This window comes from Faecalibacterium prausnitzii, assembly GCF_003324185.1.
Taxonomy (GTDB): Bacteria; Bacillota; Clostridia; order Oscillospirales; family Ruminococcaceae; genus Faecalibacterium; species Faecalibacterium prausnitzii.
Window position 1 is genome coordinate 1 of sequence record NZ_PXUP01000004.1, and the last position, 17152, is coordinate 17152.

Consider the following 17152-nt stretch of genomic DNA (forward strand, 5'->3'; position numbering starts at 1 on the left):
ACATCATGAGGACCAACCGTCTGTAAAATTTCCTGAATAAATCAGAATGACTCGTTAGTTTCGCAGCTTCCAGTTTGCTGCACTCATTATTTTTCTTTCTTGTATAAACGGGATACCGGAGCGTCCACAGACGCTCCGGTATCCCGTTTTTATCTATAATTCTTCTCTTTTTATTTACGGCTGCGCGCAGGGCGGCGGTGGAGGGCACAGTAATAGCCGAAGGCGGTGCCGCACAAGCCGCCCACGATGTGCATAAAGTTTGCCACGTTATCGTGCACAAAGATGATATCATACACCTGCTGGCCGAAATACAGCGCCGCTACCAGCAGCATAGTGACCGGGATGCCGCCGGAAAAGCCCGCCAACGAGGACAACATGATAAGCATGAACACGATGCCGGACGCACCCAGCAGCCCCGTGTGGGGGAACAGGATGCATTGCAGCACGCCGGTGACCAGCGCGGTAAACAAAATGCCCTTGAGCAGCGGGATGCTGCCGTATTTTTCCTCCATGGGCGGGCCCACTACCAACAGCAGCAGCATATTATTGAGAAAATGCTCCCAGTTTGCATGGCCCAGCACATGACCGAACAGCCGGACGTAGCCCAGTGGGTCCCGCCACGAAGAGCGGTACACGCAGAACAGGTTCATGGTGCTCCAGCCGTTCGTCCAGCCGTCTGCCAGCAGCACCAGCATGGACAGCAGAAAAAAGGTAAGGATCACCGGCGAGTTATACTGGAGCTCCAGCTTCAGCTTGATCTTTTTCGTAAACAGTCATTCCCTTCACAGTATTATTGGCGTTATCCTCTGGTTTGCACCCAGTATGCGCCCATGCTCTGGCCGGGCTGGTTTGTTACCTCATCGTTGAGGTACGCCGCAAGGCCGCAGGCCGCAGGCTGCCAGCTGAGCGCGGCTTCCACCGTGGGGTACTCCACCTCGGCGTACCAGAACGCTGTGGGCAAGCCCTCGTCCACATGGTTCACCTCCAGCACCGCGCCGTCCGGCAGGCGGTAGCTCCGGCGCACCTTTTTGATCAGAGGTTTACCAATGATCTTCTCTTCCAGCTGAGCAAACAGTTCTTTATCGATGCTGCGCTCGATCTCCTCCCGTGCCAAGCCCCCTGCGGACTTGAAGCAGAGGATATAGTCGGTGCTGCCGCCGGTCAGTGCTTCCTCCCGGATGCGCACCGTGGGCTGCACGCTGATATAGCCCTGCCGCATGGTAAATTCTTCCTCAAGGGGCAGCCCCTCCGGCCAGCCGGTCACCATCCATTTGCGTTCGATCTCCATAGCGTTCTCTTCCTTCCGCAAAATTTTGTATTTATTCTACCATATTTTTATGTTATGATAAAGAGCAGAACAAGCATCATTTTGCGCATTCTCAGTTGAAGGAGCATTTTATGAAAAGCGAACGCACTTATCCTGTATATAAAGTCAACAAGCACGCCGAGGGTCTTTTGGTGGGCGGGCACCCCTGGGTGTACGAAAACGATATTCTGGAAGCCCCCGGCACCGCGCCGGAAAACGGCACGCTGGTGGATGTGGTCAGCCCCAAGGGCGCCTATCTCGGCACCGGTTTTCTCTCTCTGCAAAGCAAGATCCGGGTACGCCTTATTTCCCGCAACGCCAACGACACCTTTGACGCCGCCTTCTGGCGCCGCCGGGTGGAGTACGCATGGGCGTACCGCAAAACGGTGCTGGAGCCTGCCGACCTCTCTGCCTGCCGCTTCATCTTTGGCGAAGCAGACCAGTTCCCCGGTCTGACGGTAGACCGGTTCAACAATGTTCTGGTCACCCAGACCCTGAGCGTAGGCATGGAAAAGCTGAAGCCGGTGCTCTTCCCGCTTTTGGCTGAGGTGCTGCGGGCGGACGGACAGACCATTGACGGCATCTATGAGCGCAACGACGAAGCCCTGCGCGCCAAGGAGGGGCTGGAACAAAACAAGGGCTGGTTCGCCCTGCCCGGCGAGAGCCACCCGGAAACCACCCAGACCGAGATCTGTGAAAACGGCGTGTACTACCATGTGGACTTTGAAAACGGGCAAAAGACCGGATTTTTCCTTGACCAGAAATATAACCGCCGGGCTGTGGCACGCCTTGCCGCCGGGCACACCGTGCTGGACTGCTTTACCCATACCGGCAGCTTTGCGTTGAACGCTGCCAAGGGCGGGGCTGCCCGGGTGACTGCTGCCGACATCAGCGCCGAGGCCATTGCCATGGCAAAGCGCAACGCCGAACGCAACGGCCTCGACAACATGGATTTCCTCTGCGAGGACACCTTTGCCCTGCTGCCCCGGCTGGAAAAAGAGGGCAGCCCCTACGACTTTATCATTCTGGATCCCCCTGCCTTTACCAAGGCGCGCCGCACGGTGGAGAATGCCATGCGCGGCTACAAGGAGATCAACTACCGCGCCATGAAGCTGTTGCCCCGGGGCGGGTATCTGGCCACTGCCAGCTGCTCCCACTTTGCTACCGAGGAGTTGTTCATCAAGATGCTGCGCGCTGCCGCCAAGGACGCTCACCGGCAGCTGCGGCAGATCGAGGTAAAGCAGCAGGCACCGGATCATCCCATTCTGTGGGGCGTGCCGGAGACGAACTACCTCAAGTTTTTCCTGTTTCAGGTCATCTGATGCTTTTACAATAAGAACAATTGCCGCGCGCTGCGCACCTTTCAGCCGGAGAAGGCCGTCCTGAAGGGGGCTTTTCCGATGCAAAAGTCATACCAATCGCGGTTATTCCAAAAATCCGAGATCGTGTTTGTACAGAATCGTCAGTTTTGTCAATTGCCTTTTTTGCCCGCAAAGACTATAATCTTAGCCATAGACAGCAACGGCGCTGTGGGTCACCTCCTGACTCGCAGCGCCGTTTTTGTTAAGATGTAAGCAAGCTTTGGGTTTCTGCATTGCGGCAGACCCAAAGCGAAAGAAAAAAGTAAGATCAAGTAAGGAGTAGGATTTATGGCAGCAAATGTTATGGAGATCTACGGCAGCAAGGTCTTTAATGAGCACGTTATGAAGGAGCGCCTGCCCAGCGCTACCTACAAGAGCCTGAAGAACACCCTGCACAAGGGTGCTCCGCTGGACATCGAAGTGGCAAACGTCGTTGCCAGCGTGATGAAGCGCTGGGCTATGGAGCTGGGTGCTACCCACTACACCCACTGGTTCCAGCCCCTGACCGGCATCACCAGCGAGAAGCACGATGGCTTCGTCAGCCCTGTGGGCGACGGTACCGCCATCATGGAGTTCTCCGGTAAGGAGCTGGTACGCGGCGAGCCCGATGCTTCCTCCTTCCCCTCCGGCGGTCTGCGCGCTACCTGTGAGGCACGCGGCTACACCGCATGGGACCCCACCAGCTATGCCTTTGTGAAGGATGACGTGCTGTGCATCCCCACCGCATTCGTCAGCTACACCGGCGAGGCTCTGGATAAAAAGACTCCCCTGCTGCGTTCCATGAACGCACTGTCCGGTCAGGCCGTCCGTATCCTGAAGCTGTTCGGCAAGGATGTGGACTACGTTTCCACCACCGTCGGCCCCGAGCAGGAGTACTTCCTGGTCAAAAAGGAGGACTACGAGGCACGTCAGGATCTGATCCTTACCGGCCGCACCCTGTTCGGTGCTCCCTCTGCCAAGGGTCAGGAGCTGGAGGAGCACTACTTCGGTGTCATCCGTCCCGAGGTTTCTGCGTTCATGAAGGAGCTGGACGAGGAGCTGTGGAAGCTGGGCGTGCCCGCCAAGACCAAGCACAACGAGGTGGCTCCCTGCCAGCACGAGCTTGCTCCCATCTTCGATACCACCAACGTAGCCATCGACCACAACCTGCTGACCATGGAGATGATGCGCAAGATCGCCCCCAAGTACGGTCTGGTCTGCCTGCAGCACGAAAAGCCCTTTGAAGGCGTGAACGGCAGCGGCAAGCACAACAACTGGTCCATGAGCACCACCCACGAGAACCTGCTGGACCCCGGCGACACCCCCATGGAGAACCTGCAGTTCCTGATCTTCCTGGCCGCTGTTATCAAGGCTGTGGATGAGTACGCTGACCTGCTGCGCACCTCTGTGGCCACCCCGGGCAACGATCACCGTCTGGGCGCCAACGAGGCACCTCCGGCCATCATCTCTATCTTCGTGGGCGAGGAGCTGGAAGCTGTCATTGATGCGATCGCATCCGATTCTCCCTATGCCGGCCCCGTTAAGATGAAGATGGATCTGGGCGTGGACGTTCTGCCCAAGTTCAGCAAGGACACCACCGACCGCAACCGTACCTCCCCCTTCGCCTTCACCGGCAACAAGTTCGAGTTCCGTATGCCCGGCTCTGCCGAGAACCTGAGCGACTGCAACACCATCCTGAACACCGCTGTCGCCAAGGAGCTGAAGGGCTACGCCGACGAACTGGAAGGTGCTGAGGACTTTACCAGTGCAGCCATCGCTCTGATCAAGCGCACCATCCGCGACCATCGCCGCGTCATCTTCAACGGCAACGGCTATACCGCCGAGTGGGAGGCCGAGGCAGCCAAGCGCGGTCTGCCCAACAAGAAGAATACCCCCGCTGCTCTGCCCGCACTGGTCGAGCCCAAGAACATCCAGCTGATGGAGGAGTTCGGCGTGCTGACCAAGGTGGAGATGGAAAGCCGCTACGAGGTCGAGATGGAGCACTACTCCAAGATTATCAACATTGAGGCTCTGACCATGCTGGAGATGGCCCGCAAGCAGCTGCTGCCCGCCATCAACGCCTACATGAGCGAGGTTGCCAATACCGCCGCCTCCAAGCTGGCTGTCAGCGAGCACATCAGCGTGCGCAGCGAGACCAAGACTTTGGAAAAGCTTTCTTCTGACGCCGATGCCATGAGCGATGCCATCGACACCCTGCAGGATGCCGTGAATGCCGCCAAGGCACTGCCCACCGAGAGCGAGAAGGCCGTTGCCTTCCACGATAACGTTCTCCCGGTGATGGACGCCCTGCGCGCCGCTGCCGACGATGCCGAGACTATCTGCGGCGAGGATTACTGGCCTCTGCCCAGCTACAGCAAGATGCTTTACTACGTCTGATAATCTCCTGACAGCGTAAAAAAATAAGCATCCGCCGGCTGCCGGATCAATTAGCCATTCTCCTTTTCCTATTTCTTACACCAGCCCAAAGACCTGCTCCCTTTTTGAGGGCAGGCCTTTGGGCGTTTTATTTGAAATGCAGTTTTTGTAAGGGGGTTATTTATGAGCTATTCCACCCAACAGGATATTCTGGATTTCGTGGAGGACAACAACGTCAAATTTGTGCGCTTTGCCTTCTGTGATATTTTTGGCACCCAGAAGAACATTGCCGTGCTGGCTAGCAATCTGTCCAAGGCGCTGGAAGAGGGCGTGTGCTTTGACGGCAGTTCCATTGCGGGCTTTATGCACGTTGAGGAAAGCGACCTTGTACTGCGGCCGGATCTTTCCACCGTGACCATCCTGCCGTGGCGTCCCACCGAGGGCCGAGTGATGCAGTTCTTCTGCGATGTGGAAAAGCCGGACGGCGCAGCCTTTAGCGGCAACTGCCGTGGCTTTTTGCGGGATGTGAACCGCAAATTCAAAAAGCTGGGGCTTACCTGCAACGTGGGTACCGAGTGCGAGTTTTATCTGTTTGAAAAGGACGACCGTGGCCACCCTACCTGCATTCCCATTGACTTCGGCGGATATTTTGACGTTGCGCCGCTGGATGCGGGTGAAAATCTGCGCCGGGATATCTGCCTGACCATGGAGCAGATGGGTATGGCACCCCAGCACAGCCACCACGAAAGCGGCAACGGCCAGAACGAGATCGACTGCCGCTACGCTGGGCCGCTGAAAACCGCCGACAACGTGATGACCTTTAAGCAGATCGTCCGTGCCATTGCCATGCGCAATGGTCTGCACGCCAGCTTTCTGCCCAAACCCCTGCCCCAGCAGGCCGGCAGCGGGCTGCACATCAACCTCTCGCTTTACATGGACGGCAAAAACCTGTTTGAGGGCGATATTGCCCCGGACAGCGTAGCAGGCAGCTTTATGGCCGGTGTGCTGGCCCACAGCCGAGAACTGACCGCGTTCACCAATCCCCTGCCCAACAGCTACCAGCGCTTTGGCTGTGACGAAGCGCCCCGCTATGTGAGCTGGAGCCGTCAGAACCGCAGCCAGCTGGTGCGCATTCCCATGGTCAAGGGCGACAACTGCCGCATGGAGCTGCGCAGCCCGGACCCCGCCTGCAATCCGTATCTGGCCATTGGCCTGATCCTTGCCGCCGGATTGGACGGCATTGAGCAGCACATGGTCTTGCAGCCGCCGGTGAACCGCAACCTGTTCGATGCCGCCGAAGCCAAGGGACTGGGGCTTGAGACCCTGCCCGCCACCCTTGAGGAGGCGGTGCAGGTGGCCGAGGAGAGCGAGTTCTTGCGCCGGGTGCTGCCAGAGGGGCTTTCTAAACGCTATTTCTCGGAGGAGCTCAAGCGCTGCGCCGCACTGCGGAGTGCGCCTGACCGGGCCGAGCACGAGCGCGTCTACTATTTTAACGCCATCTGATCCCTGCCAGCGCAGGAGAAAGGAGTGCGGAATGGGACGCGCACTGATCGTAAGCGCCGGTGCCAACTCCAACGAATATATTGCCGCGCGGCTGTCCGAGATGGGTTACAGCCGCCCGGTGATCATTCCCAGCGGAGCCGAGGCACGGCGCAGAATGTCGGAATCTGATTTTGAGTTGATCGTGGTCAACGCTCCCCTGCCCGATGAGTTCGGGCACGAATTGTGCATCACCGCTGTGGAGCAGACTGATGCCGGTGTGGTCTTTCTGGTAAAGGCCGCACAGGCTGAGCAATTGCTTGCCCCCCTGAACGAGCAGGGGGTGCTGCTGCTGAGCAAACCCTTCACCACCCCGTTGTTTTTGCAGGCCATGCACATGGCGGCTGCCGGCAACCACCGCTTGCAGCGTCTGCGGCAGGAGAACGCCCGCCTGCAGGACAAGATCGGGCAGCTGCGGCTGGTCAGCCGGGCAAAGTGCTGTCTGGTAGAGCACGCCCACATGACCGAGGCCGAAGCGCACCGCTACCTTGAAAAACAGGCTATGGACACCCGCCGCGACCGCGCCGAGGTGGCGCAGGAGGTGCTGGAGGAATACGCTGACAGAAGCGAATAAAAAGCAGGGCTTCGCCCCGCACCCGCAGGGAAAGGGGTGCGCCGGGAGCGTGCCTTTTATGGGAAAGTTTTATTCTACAACAAAGGAAGGTATATTTTTATGGCAAAATTTATTTTTGTGACCGGCGGCGTGGTCTCCGGTCTGGGCAAGGGCATTACCGCTGCATCTCTGGGTCGGCTTTTGAAGTGCCGCGGCCTAAAGGTGGCCAGCCAGAAGCTGGACCCCTATGTGAACGTGGACCCGGGCACCATGAGCCCGCTGCAGCACGGCGAGGTGTTCGTGACCGATGACGGCACCGAGACCGATCTGGATCTGGGACACTACGAGCGCTTCATTGACGAAAATCTGAACAAGTACTCCAACCTGACCACCGGCAAGGTGTACTGGAACGTGCTGAACAAGGAGCGTCAGGGCGCTTATCTGGGACAGACGGTGCAGATTATCCCTCACATCACCAACGAGATCAAGAGCTACATTTATAATCTGGCCTCCTCTACCGAAGCCGATGTGGTCATTACCGAGATCGGCGGCACCACCGGCGATATCGAGAGCCAGCCCTTCCTGGAGGCCATCCGTCAGGTAGGTCTGGAGCAGGGACGGGAGAACTGCTGCTACATCCATGTGGTGCTGGTGCCCTACATCTCCGGCTCGGACGAATACAAATCCAAGCCCGCGCAGCACTCGGTCAAGGAGCTGCAGGGCATGGGCGTAAGCCCCGACATCATCATTCTGCGCGCAGACGGCAGCGTGGGCAGCGATATCCGCCGCAAGATCAGCACCTTCTGCAATGTCAAGCCCGAGTGCGTCATTGAGAACCTGACCATGCCGAGCCTGTACCAGTGCCCGCTGATGCTGCACACCAACGGTCTGGACGATGTTGTGGTGCATCAGCTGCACTTGGATGTTCCCCCTGCCGACCTGACCGAGTGGAAGCAGGTGGTCTCCCGCATTGCCACCCGCAGCAAGACCTGCACCATTGCACTGGTGGGCAAGTATGTCAAGCTGCACGACGCATATCTCTCGGTGATGGAAAGCCTATATCATGCCGGGTTTGAGAATGACAGTCAGGTGGAAATCCGCTGGGTGGAAAGCGAGGATCTGACCGATCAGGCCGCCTGCAAAGAAGCCTTTGCGGATGTGGACGGCATCATCGTGCCCGGCGGCTTTGGCGACCGCGGCATTGAGGGTATGATCCAGGCAGCCCAGTACGCCCGCGAGAACCGTGTTCCCTGCTTTGGCATCTGCCTTGGTATGCAAATCATGGTCATTGAATTTGCCCGCAATGTGCTGGGCTACAAGGACGCTAATTCCAGCGAGTTCACCCCGGACGGTGCCCACAACGTCATCTCCCTGATGCCGGACCAGCAGGGCAATATCCCCAAGGGCGGCACCATGCGTCTGGGCAAGTACCCCTGCACGGTGGCGCCCGGCACCAAGATGGCCGAGTGCTACGGCGAGAGCGAGATCTGGGAGCGCCACCGCCACCGCTATGAGTTCAACAACGACTTCCGGCAGGAGATGCAGGACGCCGGGCTGGTCATCTCCGGCACTAGCCCGGACGGCCATCTGGTGGAGACTGTGGAGCTGCCCGGCCGCGACTTCCATCTGGGTGCACAGTTCCACCCGGAGTTCAAGAGCCGTCCCAACCGCGCACATCCCCTGTTCAAGGGCTTTATCGCCGCTGCGCTGCGCTACCGCGCTGCCGCCCAGCGGGATATGCTGCATCTGTAATAGCATAATATAACGGCAAGGCCGCAGCACAAAATACCGTGCTGCGGCCTTGCTTTATGTAAGACGATTTTAAATGCCTTCCGCGCCGTCCTGTCTGGCGTGGTTTGCCTGCTTATTCTCGTACATCCGCTGGTCGGCGATATAGCGCACCTGCTGCACGTCCACGCTTTCGGCGGGGTACAGGGCGTAGCCGCAGCTGGCACCCACGCTCACGGTATTGCCGTCAATCTCGTAGGGCACAGCGACCATCTCACAGATCAGGTTCATCTTGCTGGCGCAGGCCTCCGACTCCATCGGGCCGAGCAGCAGCAGCGCGAACTCGTCACCGCCCAGACGGAAGGCGTAGTCCCGGCTGCGGATGCAGCCCTGAAGCCGCTGGGAAACGCCCTTCAGCAGCTTATCGCCCACATCATGGCCGTAGGTATCGTTGACCGGCTTGAAGCGATCCAAGTCCATATAAAATAGCGCAAAAGGCTGGCTGTGCTGCTCCAGCACCGTCAGTACCCGGTCGAAGTAGCGCTTGTTCAGCAGACCGGTCAGGCCATCGGTGTTGGCAAGGCTTTGCAGCAGGTGCTGCTTGCCCATATCCTGCACGATCATCATCACACGGGTCAGGCGATTTTCCTTCCACGCCATGGGAACGACCGTCATCATGAAAAATGCGCTTTTATCGCGGGCGGCATATTCCAGCTTGAGGGAGTCGTTGTCCGTTTTGATGAGCCTGCGCAGGTTTTCCGGGGCCAGCATCTGGGGGATCTTGGCGTTTTCGCTGTCGGTCAGAACTACATACTTGCGCGATATTTGCTCCAGCATCTGCTGGTAAGAGCCCTCCGGTTGGTACAGCGGCTCTCCGCGCCGCTCGTGATACTGGTAGCGGTCGCGGTCCAGATCGCACACTGCAAAACGCTCCACAACGCGCACCATGCCCTCGAACATCATATCGCTCTTTTCCCGGCAGCGCTCCAGCTCCCGGCGGCGGTTGCGCTCTGCGTCACGCTGGATCTTTATCACGCCTGCCATGATCAGAAGCCCCAGCAGTGCAATGACCAGAATGGTAGCCACCTGCACCCGGCGCATCCCGGCATCCACCACCCCGGTGGGCACGATACCGATGATGCTCCAATCCATGAGCCCCAGCGGCTGATAGATCAGGTAATATTTCTGCCCGTTCATGGTGAACAGCACACAGCCCTCGCCGCCCTGCGGCAGGGTCTGCACCATGGTGTCAAAGTAAGGCTGATCCACGCTGGCGTTCTGCTGTAAGTAATCAAACAGGTTGGTCATCTGCTCGGTGATCTCGGTCTTTGTCTCGGTGGAAAGCACCACATCGCCGTTTGAGCGCACGATATAGCAATCGCTCTGTCCCTCATAGACCATGCTGCCCAGCAGCTTTTCCAGCACGGCGTTGTCGTAGCTGACCACCAGCGCCGTATAGGTAGTGCCGTCCAACTGCAGCGGCTGCTCCATTGGGATGGCAAACAGGATCTTGCGGATGCCCTGACTGGAGATATAGCTGGAGATCACTGGCTTGTTTTCGGTATACAGCTTTTCAAAAGTCGCCTTCATGTACATAGCTGTGCCCTGCCGCCCGGCGGTGGTCCAGAACTCGCACTGCTCGTTGAACAGATAAAAATCCGTATATTGCCAGGTAGCCTTTTGGGCGATATACTCCTGCCACTGCCCCTCCTGCTCTCCCAGCTCCGCAAGGGTGCCCAGGTAGCTGTCCCAGTCGTTCAGGATGTTCCAGTTGCGCTGCGCAAACATGGTAAAGGTCTTGGCAGACTGCCCATAGGTGGAAAGCAGGTTTGCCGTGCTTTCCTGATAGATCTGCTTCTGGGTATAGGCACTGTAAGCAAGGATGCCAACCAGCAGCGCCAGCAGCATCCCTGCTATGAGCAGTATATTTTTTCGTTTGTTCTTCATAAGGTCAATTCCCCCCGACTGCCCCGCAGCCAAACCCCTTCACAATACGTTCTTCCAAAGGCTTTATGCCAAAGCGCTGTGCACAAAGTTCCGCAAAAGTGCACAAGTGCCGCGTGTCAGCGCCCGTATAAACCGACACGATCTCTAATAACATTATATCATTCCGCAAAAAAGCCTGTCAACACATCCATGGGGCGATTCGTGTCATTTCAAAGGCGATTCACGCAGAGTTGCCCTGCTTTTGCCGCTCAAAAAGGCAAAAAAAAGACCCGCAGGCCGCGCCTGAAGCTTCAGGGCCGCTGCGGGTCTTTTTTGCTGGTGCAGAAGAAGGGACTTGAACCCTCACTCACTGGGAACTGGTGCCTAAAACCAGCGTGTCTGCCATTCCACCACTTCTGCTCATAGAAAAAAGGCAAGTCAAAAACCGACTTGCCTTCTGGTGCGAGGGAGGGGACTCGAACCCCCAAGGATAAACCACACGCACCTCAAACGTGCGCGTCTGCCAGTTCCGCCACCCTCGCATACCTGTTATACAGTTCTCCGGTTTTTGAGGTAGAAAACCGTTGGTGCGGACTGCTTGGATATAGTAACATATTTCCGGCCATTCGTCAAGTGGTTTCTTTGTTTCTCATAAGTTTTTTTATGCTTCATATCTATAATAGCAGCGCAGCGCGCGCAAAAGCAGCCTTGCGGGCAATTGCACAGGTCATTTGTACGCGGAAAGTGTGCCTGCGGCGCTGCGCCCAGAGCAAAGGAGGGGTTTGTATATGAAGCAATTTGTGCAGCGCGCCGGCGGGCGCATCGGGCTATGGGGCGGGCTGCTGGCGGCTGCGTTGGCAGCGTTTGCGGCGGGGTGGCTGGTGCCGGCACGCGCGCCGGTGGGCTGCAAGCTGAACGAGCTGACCGCCGCGCCGGACTTTTCGCCCTTTTCCCCTGCCGCACCGGCGGTGGCTGCATCCGATGCCGGTACGCCCGCTGCCCCTTCCCTGCCGGAAAAATGGGTCTGCCTGACCTTTGACGACGGCCCCAGCAAGACTACCCCGGAGGTGCTGGCGGCGCTGGATGCCGCCGGGGTGCACGGCACCTTTTTTGTAGTGGCCACCGGCTACAACGAGAAATATCTGCCCCTGCTCACACAGGCTGCTGCCGCCGGGCATCAGATCGCGCTGCACTCTGCCTCCCACGAATACAGCGACATCTACCGCAGCAGCGCCGCCTACTGGAAGGACATTGCCCTGCTGAAACAGCGCATTGCGCCCTATGTGGACGCTGAGAGCATCCGGTACCTGCGCTTTCCCGGCGGCAGCACCAATACCGTGAGCCGCCGCTACGGCGGCAAGGGGCTGATGCCGCAGCTGAAGGCCGAGGTAGAGCAGCGCGGCTGGCAGTGGGTGGACTGGAACGTCTGCGCCGAGGACGCCGTGGGCGGGCACCCCAGTGCGGATACCATCTACCGCAACGTGGTGCGGGAGACCGGCGAGCAGACCCATTGCGTGGTGCTGATGCACGATTCTGCCACCACCCGCACCACCGCCGAAGCGCTGCCGGACATCATCCGGTGGTATACAGACAACGGCTACACCTTTTTGACCGTAGCCGAGGCGCTGCCGCTGGGGTAGTGCACCTTACAGCCATTTTTCAAAGCAGCGTCCCAGCAGTACCCCGGCAGAGGCCAGCACCGCCAGCCAGAGCCAGCCTGCGCCGCCGGTCACCACCCACCCCGCCGCCAGAATGGCGGCAAAGGTACATACCGGCGGCACAGCGAGGCGCAGGATATGCAGCAGCTTCTCCCGCTGTGGCGGCAGTCCGGTGTCCAGCTGCTCGGGATGCACAGCATCGCAGCAGATCTCGTCCCGGTACTTGCCCGGGTTGCGGTAGGCCTTATACGCGATGTCGTCCAGCAAAAACTCCGGATACATTCCCTCTTTGGTCAGGGTGAACTGCATCCCCTTTTCCTCTGCATAGGCCTGCAAAGCCGCCGTAAACTCCTGCGGGGTGTTGATGCTGCCCTGCGGGATAAAGAAAAAGTGCTTCTGGTGCTGCACCTGCGCCAGCGTGCAGTAATCCTGCAGCCAGCCGAAGAAGAAGCCCTGCTGCGGGGCGGGGCTTTCCATGCGGGTCAGGCAGGCGTCCACGTCCAGCGTGTCCGTCTGCGGAGCCTGCCGGGCAAGGTCGGCGCAAAACTGCATGGCTGCCGCCAGCTGCGCCGCCTGCTGCTCCAGCACGGTCTGCTGGGCTTGCAGCGCCTGTTGCAGGGGCTGTTCCCCGCGCAGTACCGCCTTGATGGTAGGCAGCGGCACATCCAGCATCCGCAGCATACGGATAAGTTTAAGCGTGCGGACATCCCCGGCGGTGTAATCGCGGTAGTCATTGCCCTGCCTACGTGCCGGTGTGAGAAGCCCTTCTTTTTCATAAAAGCGAATGTTCGGGGCGGACACGCCGCTTTGTTCGGAAGCCTGTTTGATGTTCATTTGCTTCACCTCCGCCCTTACATTACACCTTAAAGCCGGTTGAAGGTCAAGGGTTTTGCGCAAAAAACCGAGCCGCCGCACAAAAATGTGCAGGCAGCTCGGTTTTTCAATGCAAAATATCCGTCAGCGCGGGGGATCAGTCCGCAGACTGGCAGAACACAGAGAAGGTGCGGTAAGCCATGTACAGGTCGGTCTTATGGATGACCTCGAAGGGAGAGTGCATGGACAGCACAGGCACACCCATATCCAGCACCTTGATGCCGCGGTTTGCCACATACTTGGCAATGGTGCCGCCGCCGCCCAAATCCAGACGACCCATCTCGCCGATCTGCCATGCCACGTTGTTGGCATCCAGCATCCGGGTGATGTCGCCCAGCAGCTCGGCGTTGGCGTCGCTGGCAGAGCTCTTGCCGCGGCTGCCGGTGTACTTGAAGATGGCAATGCCGCGGCCGGCGTAGGTGCCGTTCTGCTTCTCAAAGGCGCTTGCCCAAGAGGGGTCGTAGGCGGCGGTCACGTCCGCAGACAGGCACACGCTGTTGCGGAAGGCGAGAATGTCGTCCTGACCGGCAGCACGGCAGAGCAGCTGCATAAAGTGGAACACATACATACTCTGCATACCGGTCACACCGTCGGAACCGATCTCTTCCTTATCGGTCAGCACGCAGATGGTGGTGTGCACGGGGTCCTTGGTTTCGATCTCGGCCAGCAGTGCGGGGTAAGCATCCACGCGGTCATCGTGGCCGTAGGCACCGATCATGGAGCGGTCAAAGCCCACATCGCGTGCCTTGGCAGCGGGCACCACCTCAATCTCGGCGCGGGTGAAGTCGCGCTCAGTGATGCCGTACTTCTGGTTCAGCAGGATGAGGGTGTTCAGCTTGACAGCCTCCTTGACGTCCTCTTCCTCCACGGTGTCAGAGCCGATGAGCACGTTCAGCTCCTCGCCCTTGATGCCCTCGCTGAGCTTGCGCTCGTTCTGCTCAGCACCCAGATGGGGCAGCAGGTCGGTGATGCAGAACACGGGATCGTTTTCGTCCTCACCGATGGCAAAGTTGACGCTGGAGCCGTCGGCGCGGGTGAACACGCCGTGGATGGCCAGCGGGATGGTAGCCCACTGGTACTTGCGTATACCGCCGTAGTAGTGGGTGCGGAAGTAGCTCATGTGGTCAGACTCGTACAGGGGGTTGGGACGCAGGTCCAGACGGGGGCAGTCGATGTGGGCGATGACCAGACGGAAGCCCTCTTCATAGGGCTTCTGACCGATGGTAGCCGCCACAACAGCCTTGTTCTCCTGAATGAAGTAGACCTTCTCGCCGGGGGCGTAGGCCTTTTTAGGCTCAAAGGCCTTGTAGCCGGCAGCCAGCAGCATCTGCTCGCTGACAACGGCAGCCTCGCGCTCGGTCTTGGCGCTGTCCATAAATTTCTTGTAGCCCTCGGCAAAGGCAGCAGCCTTTTCCTTTACGTCTGCCTGCTTGTCGGCAGCGTATTCGGGGGTGTAGAGCAGCTTTTCAGCGTACTCTTTTGCAGTAAGTTTCTCACTCATGATTTTTTTGCTCCTTAACTTTTTATCATTGACCTGCGTACAGACGCTGATAGGCCTGGTAGCAGGCGGTGATCTTGTTGACGTAGTGGTGCATCTGGTTATAAGGGAAGCCCTGCAGCGTTTCCCCATCTGCCGAGTGTTCCTCTATTTGCAGCAGCTGATCCACTGTGCCCCAGCCGCTGTGGTAGGCCGCCGCCGCCGTGGATACATCCCCTTTGTAGCGCACCATGCAAAGGTGCAGGTAGTAACACCCAAAGCGAATGGCGGTATCGGGGTCGTACAGGTCGGCAAAGGTCAGCGGCTCCTCCGGGGCAATTTTGCTGCGCATCCAGAGAAAGGTCTCCTCAGTCATCTGCATCAAGCCCCGGGCATCCACACTGGAGGTAGCCTGCGGGTCGAAGCCGCTTTCGGTGCGGATAAAGGCGTAGACCAGCAGCGGATCCAACTCATAGGCTGCTGCCCATTTTTCCACCAGCTGCTCGTACTTGCGGGGGTACAAAAGCTGCTCTGCCCGGTTGCACAAAGGCGGCACCACGCACACCGTAAGCACCACTGCCAAGCACAAAGCGACCAGCCGCAGCACCATCCGGCGGCGGCGCTGCTGTTTGCGGTGACGCAGTTTTTCCCGCGCGGCGCGGCGCTCCCGGGCGGCGATGGGGTCGTAGGCTTTTTCATAATTTTGTTCGTTCAAAGCGCTGCCGTCACGCCCCCTTCTGCCTGCAGCCGCTCACACAGGCGGGCGGCTGCGGCTTGCAGCGCCTCCAACCCGGCGTCGTTGTGCAGGGTGTAGTCTGCCTGTGCGGTCAGGGTTTGTTCCGGGGTCTGAGCGTTCAGGCGGCGGGCAGCCATCTCCGGCGAGATACCGTCCCGCGCCACGATGCGCGCCACACTGGTCTCAAAGGGCGCAGTGACCACGCACAGGCGGTCACATTCAGCCTGTGCCGCAGTACCCACGATGACCGCACCGTCCAGCACAAAAAGAGGTGCTCCGGCGACCTGCGCCGCCTGCTTTGCGGCGCGGATGCGTGCCACGATGGCGGGGTGGGTCAGACTGTCCAGCGCGGCCTTGCCCTCCGGGGTGGCAAAGGCGCGGTCAGCCAGCAGACGGCGGTCCAGCGTGCCGTCCGGCTTTAAAATATCCCCGCCGAACCGCGCCGCCAGCTGCGGCAGCAGCGGCGAGCCGGGCAGTAAAATTTCCCGGCTGAGCTGATCGGCGTCGGCCAGCGGCACGCCATGGGCGGCAAATACCGCTGTGACCGTGGACTTGCCGCAGCCGCTGCGCCCTGTGATGCCTAAGGTGATCATAGATCGATCACCCGGAAGGCGGCGGCGCGGATCAGGCGGTTGTACACTGCCATGGACAGGCCGTCCTTCTGCGGGCAGCGGGCGTAGACTACGCCATCGCCCTGCTCATCCAGCGCCCGCAGGGAGCGGAAGATGTGCTTTGCCTGATCAGCACCGTCCCCCTCGCGGCCGTATTCCACGCAGGGCACATCCAGCTTTGCGCTTTCGCCGGTAAAGCACAGGCAGCTGGGGTTCTCGTCTTTATGGGCGTCCACATAGGCCTTGAACTGCGCAAAGGTACCGTTGAGCAAGGTCACATCGGCCTTGGGGGCGTAGTGCTTATACTTCATGCCCGGGCTGCGCACCACAGCACCCTCCGGCAGCTTTTCCAGAATGGCCTTGGACACCTCTACCTCTTCGCCGAGGGCGCGTTCCAAGTCCTCCAGCGTGATGTGGCCGGGGCGGAACAGGGTGGGCTTCTCCCCCACCACCGACACCACGGTGCTTTCCACACCCACATCGCACTCGCCGCCGTCCAAAATCAGCGGCAGGCGGCCATCCATATCGGTGAACACATCCTGTGCGTTGGTGGGGCTGGGCTTGCCGGAAAGGTTGGCGCTGGGGGCGGCAAAGGCGCAGCCGCTCTGCTGGATGACCGCCCGCGCTACCGGGTGGCTGGGCATACGAATGCCCACAGTATCCAGTCCGGCGCAGCACTCATCCGCCACCTCCGGCCCGCGCGGCATGATGATAGTCAGTGGGCCGGGGCAGAAGGCTGCCATCAGCAGCTGGGCACGCTCCGGCACCTCGCTGACAAGACCCGGCAGCATCTCCGGCCCGGTGACGTGGACGATAAGGGGGTTATCCTGCGGGCGCCCCTTGGCCACAAAGATATCGCGCACCGCCGCACCGTTGCGGGCATCGGCGGCAATGCCGTAGACCGTTTCTGTTGGCAGGGCCACAAGCTGACCCTGCCGCAGCAGCTGCGCGGCCTCGGCTACGCCTGCTTCATCGGCAGGCAAAACTCTGGTTTTGATTTCCATACGAATCATCGTTCTTTCTATCTGT

The 17152-nt window shown here is 59.2% G+C and carries 14 protein-coding genes and 2 tRNA genes; 6 read left to right on the forward strand and 10 right to left on the reverse strand.

Annotated elements, in window-relative coordinates; genetic code table 11:
* Positions 1-170: 170 nt before the first annotated feature.
* Together C7J97_RS03715 and C7J97_RS03720 are read right to left on the reverse strand one after the other, a co-directional pair.
* The gene (locus tag C7J97_RS03715) at positions 171-722 is read right to left on the reverse strand and encodes a rhomboid family intramembrane serine protease (protein WP_242983431.1); all 552 of its coding nucleotides are present in this window, start codon (positions 720-722) and stop codon (positions 171-173) included.
* Between the two features lie 77 nt (positions 723-799).
* On the reverse strand, positions 800-1288 hold the full coding sequence (locus C7J97_RS03720; protein ID WP_113992058.1) for a CYTH domain-containing protein: 489 nt from the start codon (positions 1286-1288) through the stop codon (positions 800-802).
* A gap of 110 nt (positions 1289-1398) precedes the next feature.
* Here C7J97_RS03720 and C7J97_RS03725 point away from each other — a divergent pair, with 110 nt between their 5' ends.
* The 5 genes from C7J97_RS03725 (at position 1399) to C7J97_RS03745 (ending at position 8866) form a co-directional block, all read left to right on the forward strand.
* Positions 1399-2628, forward strand: a complete 1230-nt coding sequence (locus C7J97_RS03725) for a class I SAM-dependent rRNA methyltransferase (protein ID WP_113992059.1) — start codon at positions 1399-1401, stop codon at positions 2626-2628.
* A gap of 327 nt (positions 2629-2955) precedes the next feature.
* Positions 2956-5043: a glutamine synthetase III family protein gene (locus C7J97_RS03730; protein ID WP_005926416.1), complete on the forward strand. Its 2088-nt coding sequence runs from the start codon at positions 2956-2958 to the stop codon at positions 5041-5043.
* 162 nt (positions 5044-5205) lie between these two features.
* The gene (locus C7J97_RS03735) at positions 5206-6525 is read left to right on the forward strand and encodes a glutamine synthetase family protein (protein ID WP_005926419.1); all 1320 of its coding nucleotides are present in this window, start codon (positions 5206-5208) and stop codon (positions 6523-6525) included.
* Between the two features lie 31 nt (positions 6526-6556).
* Entirely contained in the window at positions 6557-7135 is a 579-nt protein-coding gene (locus tag C7J97_RS03740) for an ANTAR domain-containing response regulator (RefSeq protein WP_055184655.1), read from the forward strand.
* 99 nt (positions 7136-7234) lie between these two features.
* On the forward strand, positions 7235-8866 hold the full coding sequence (locus tag C7J97_RS03745) for a CTP synthase (RefSeq protein ID WP_005926426.1): 1632 nt from the start codon (positions 7235-7237) through the stop codon (positions 8864-8866).
* 69 nt (positions 8867-8935) lie between these two features.
* Here the strand turns inward: C7J97_RS03745 and C7J97_RS03750 are convergent, their stop codons facing one another.
* The 3 genes from C7J97_RS03750 to C7J97_RS03760 all read right to left on the reverse strand — a co-directional run bounded on the left by C7J97_RS03750 (position 8936) and on the right by C7J97_RS03760 (position 11310).
* Entirely contained in the window at positions 8936-10789 is a 1854-nt protein-coding gene (locus tag C7J97_RS03750; RefSeq protein WP_242983432.1) for a sensor domain-containing diguanylate cyclase, read from the reverse strand.
* A gap of 316 nt (positions 10790-11105) precedes the next feature.
* A tRNA-Leu gene (locus C7J97_RS03755) sits at positions 11106-11188 on the reverse strand.
* A gap of 38 nt (positions 11189-11226) precedes the next feature.
* Positions 11227-11310, reverse strand: a tRNA-Leu gene (locus C7J97_RS03760).
* Between the two features lie 246 nt (positions 11311-11556).
* Between C7J97_RS03760 and C7J97_RS03765 the strand changes: the two genes are divergently transcribed.
* On the forward strand, positions 11557-12408 hold the full coding sequence (locus C7J97_RS03765) for a polysaccharide deacetylase family protein (protein ID WP_113992061.1): 852 nt from the start codon (positions 11557-11559) through the stop codon (positions 12406-12408).
* Positions 12409-12414: 6 nt separating this feature from the next.
* Here the strand turns inward: C7J97_RS03765 and C7J97_RS03770 are convergent, their stop codons facing one another.
* The 5 genes from C7J97_RS03770 to C7J97_RS03790 all read right to left on the reverse strand — a co-directional run bounded on the left by C7J97_RS03770 (position 12415) and on the right by C7J97_RS03790 (position 17127).
* Positions 12415-13260 carry a MerR family transcriptional regulator gene (locus C7J97_RS03770; protein ID WP_113992062.1) on the reverse strand — a complete coding sequence of 282 codons (846 nt, stop codon included), beginning with the start codon at positions 13258-13260 and terminating at the stop codon, positions 12415-12417.
* Positions 13261-13396: 136 nt separating this feature from the next.
* On the reverse strand, positions 13397-14800 hold the full coding sequence (locus tag C7J97_RS03775) for an aminopeptidase (RefSeq protein ID WP_005926443.1): 1404 nt from the start codon (positions 14798-14800) through the stop codon (positions 13397-13399).
* Positions 14801-14825: 25 nt separating this feature from the next.
* Positions 14826-15491, reverse strand: a complete 666-nt coding sequence (locus tag C7J97_RS03780) for a lytic transglycosylase domain-containing protein (protein ID WP_113992063.1) — start codon at positions 15489-15491, stop codon at positions 14826-14828.
* On the reverse strand, positions 15488-16105 hold the full coding sequence (gene coaE, locus C7J97_RS03785; RefSeq protein ID WP_113992064.1) for a dephospho-CoA kinase: 618 nt from the start codon (positions 16103-16105) through the stop codon (positions 15488-15490). The genes C7J97_RS03780 and coaE overlap by 4 nt, the downstream gene beginning before the upstream one ends.
* Positions 16102-17127, reverse strand: coding sequence for an L-threonylcarbamoyladenylate synthase (locus C7J97_RS03790; protein ID WP_113992065.1), 1026 nt, complete (start codon positions 17125-17127; stop codon positions 16102-16104). Before C7J97_RS03790 ends, coaE begins: the two co-directional genes overlap by 4 nt.
* Positions 17128-17152: the final 25 nt, after the last annotated feature.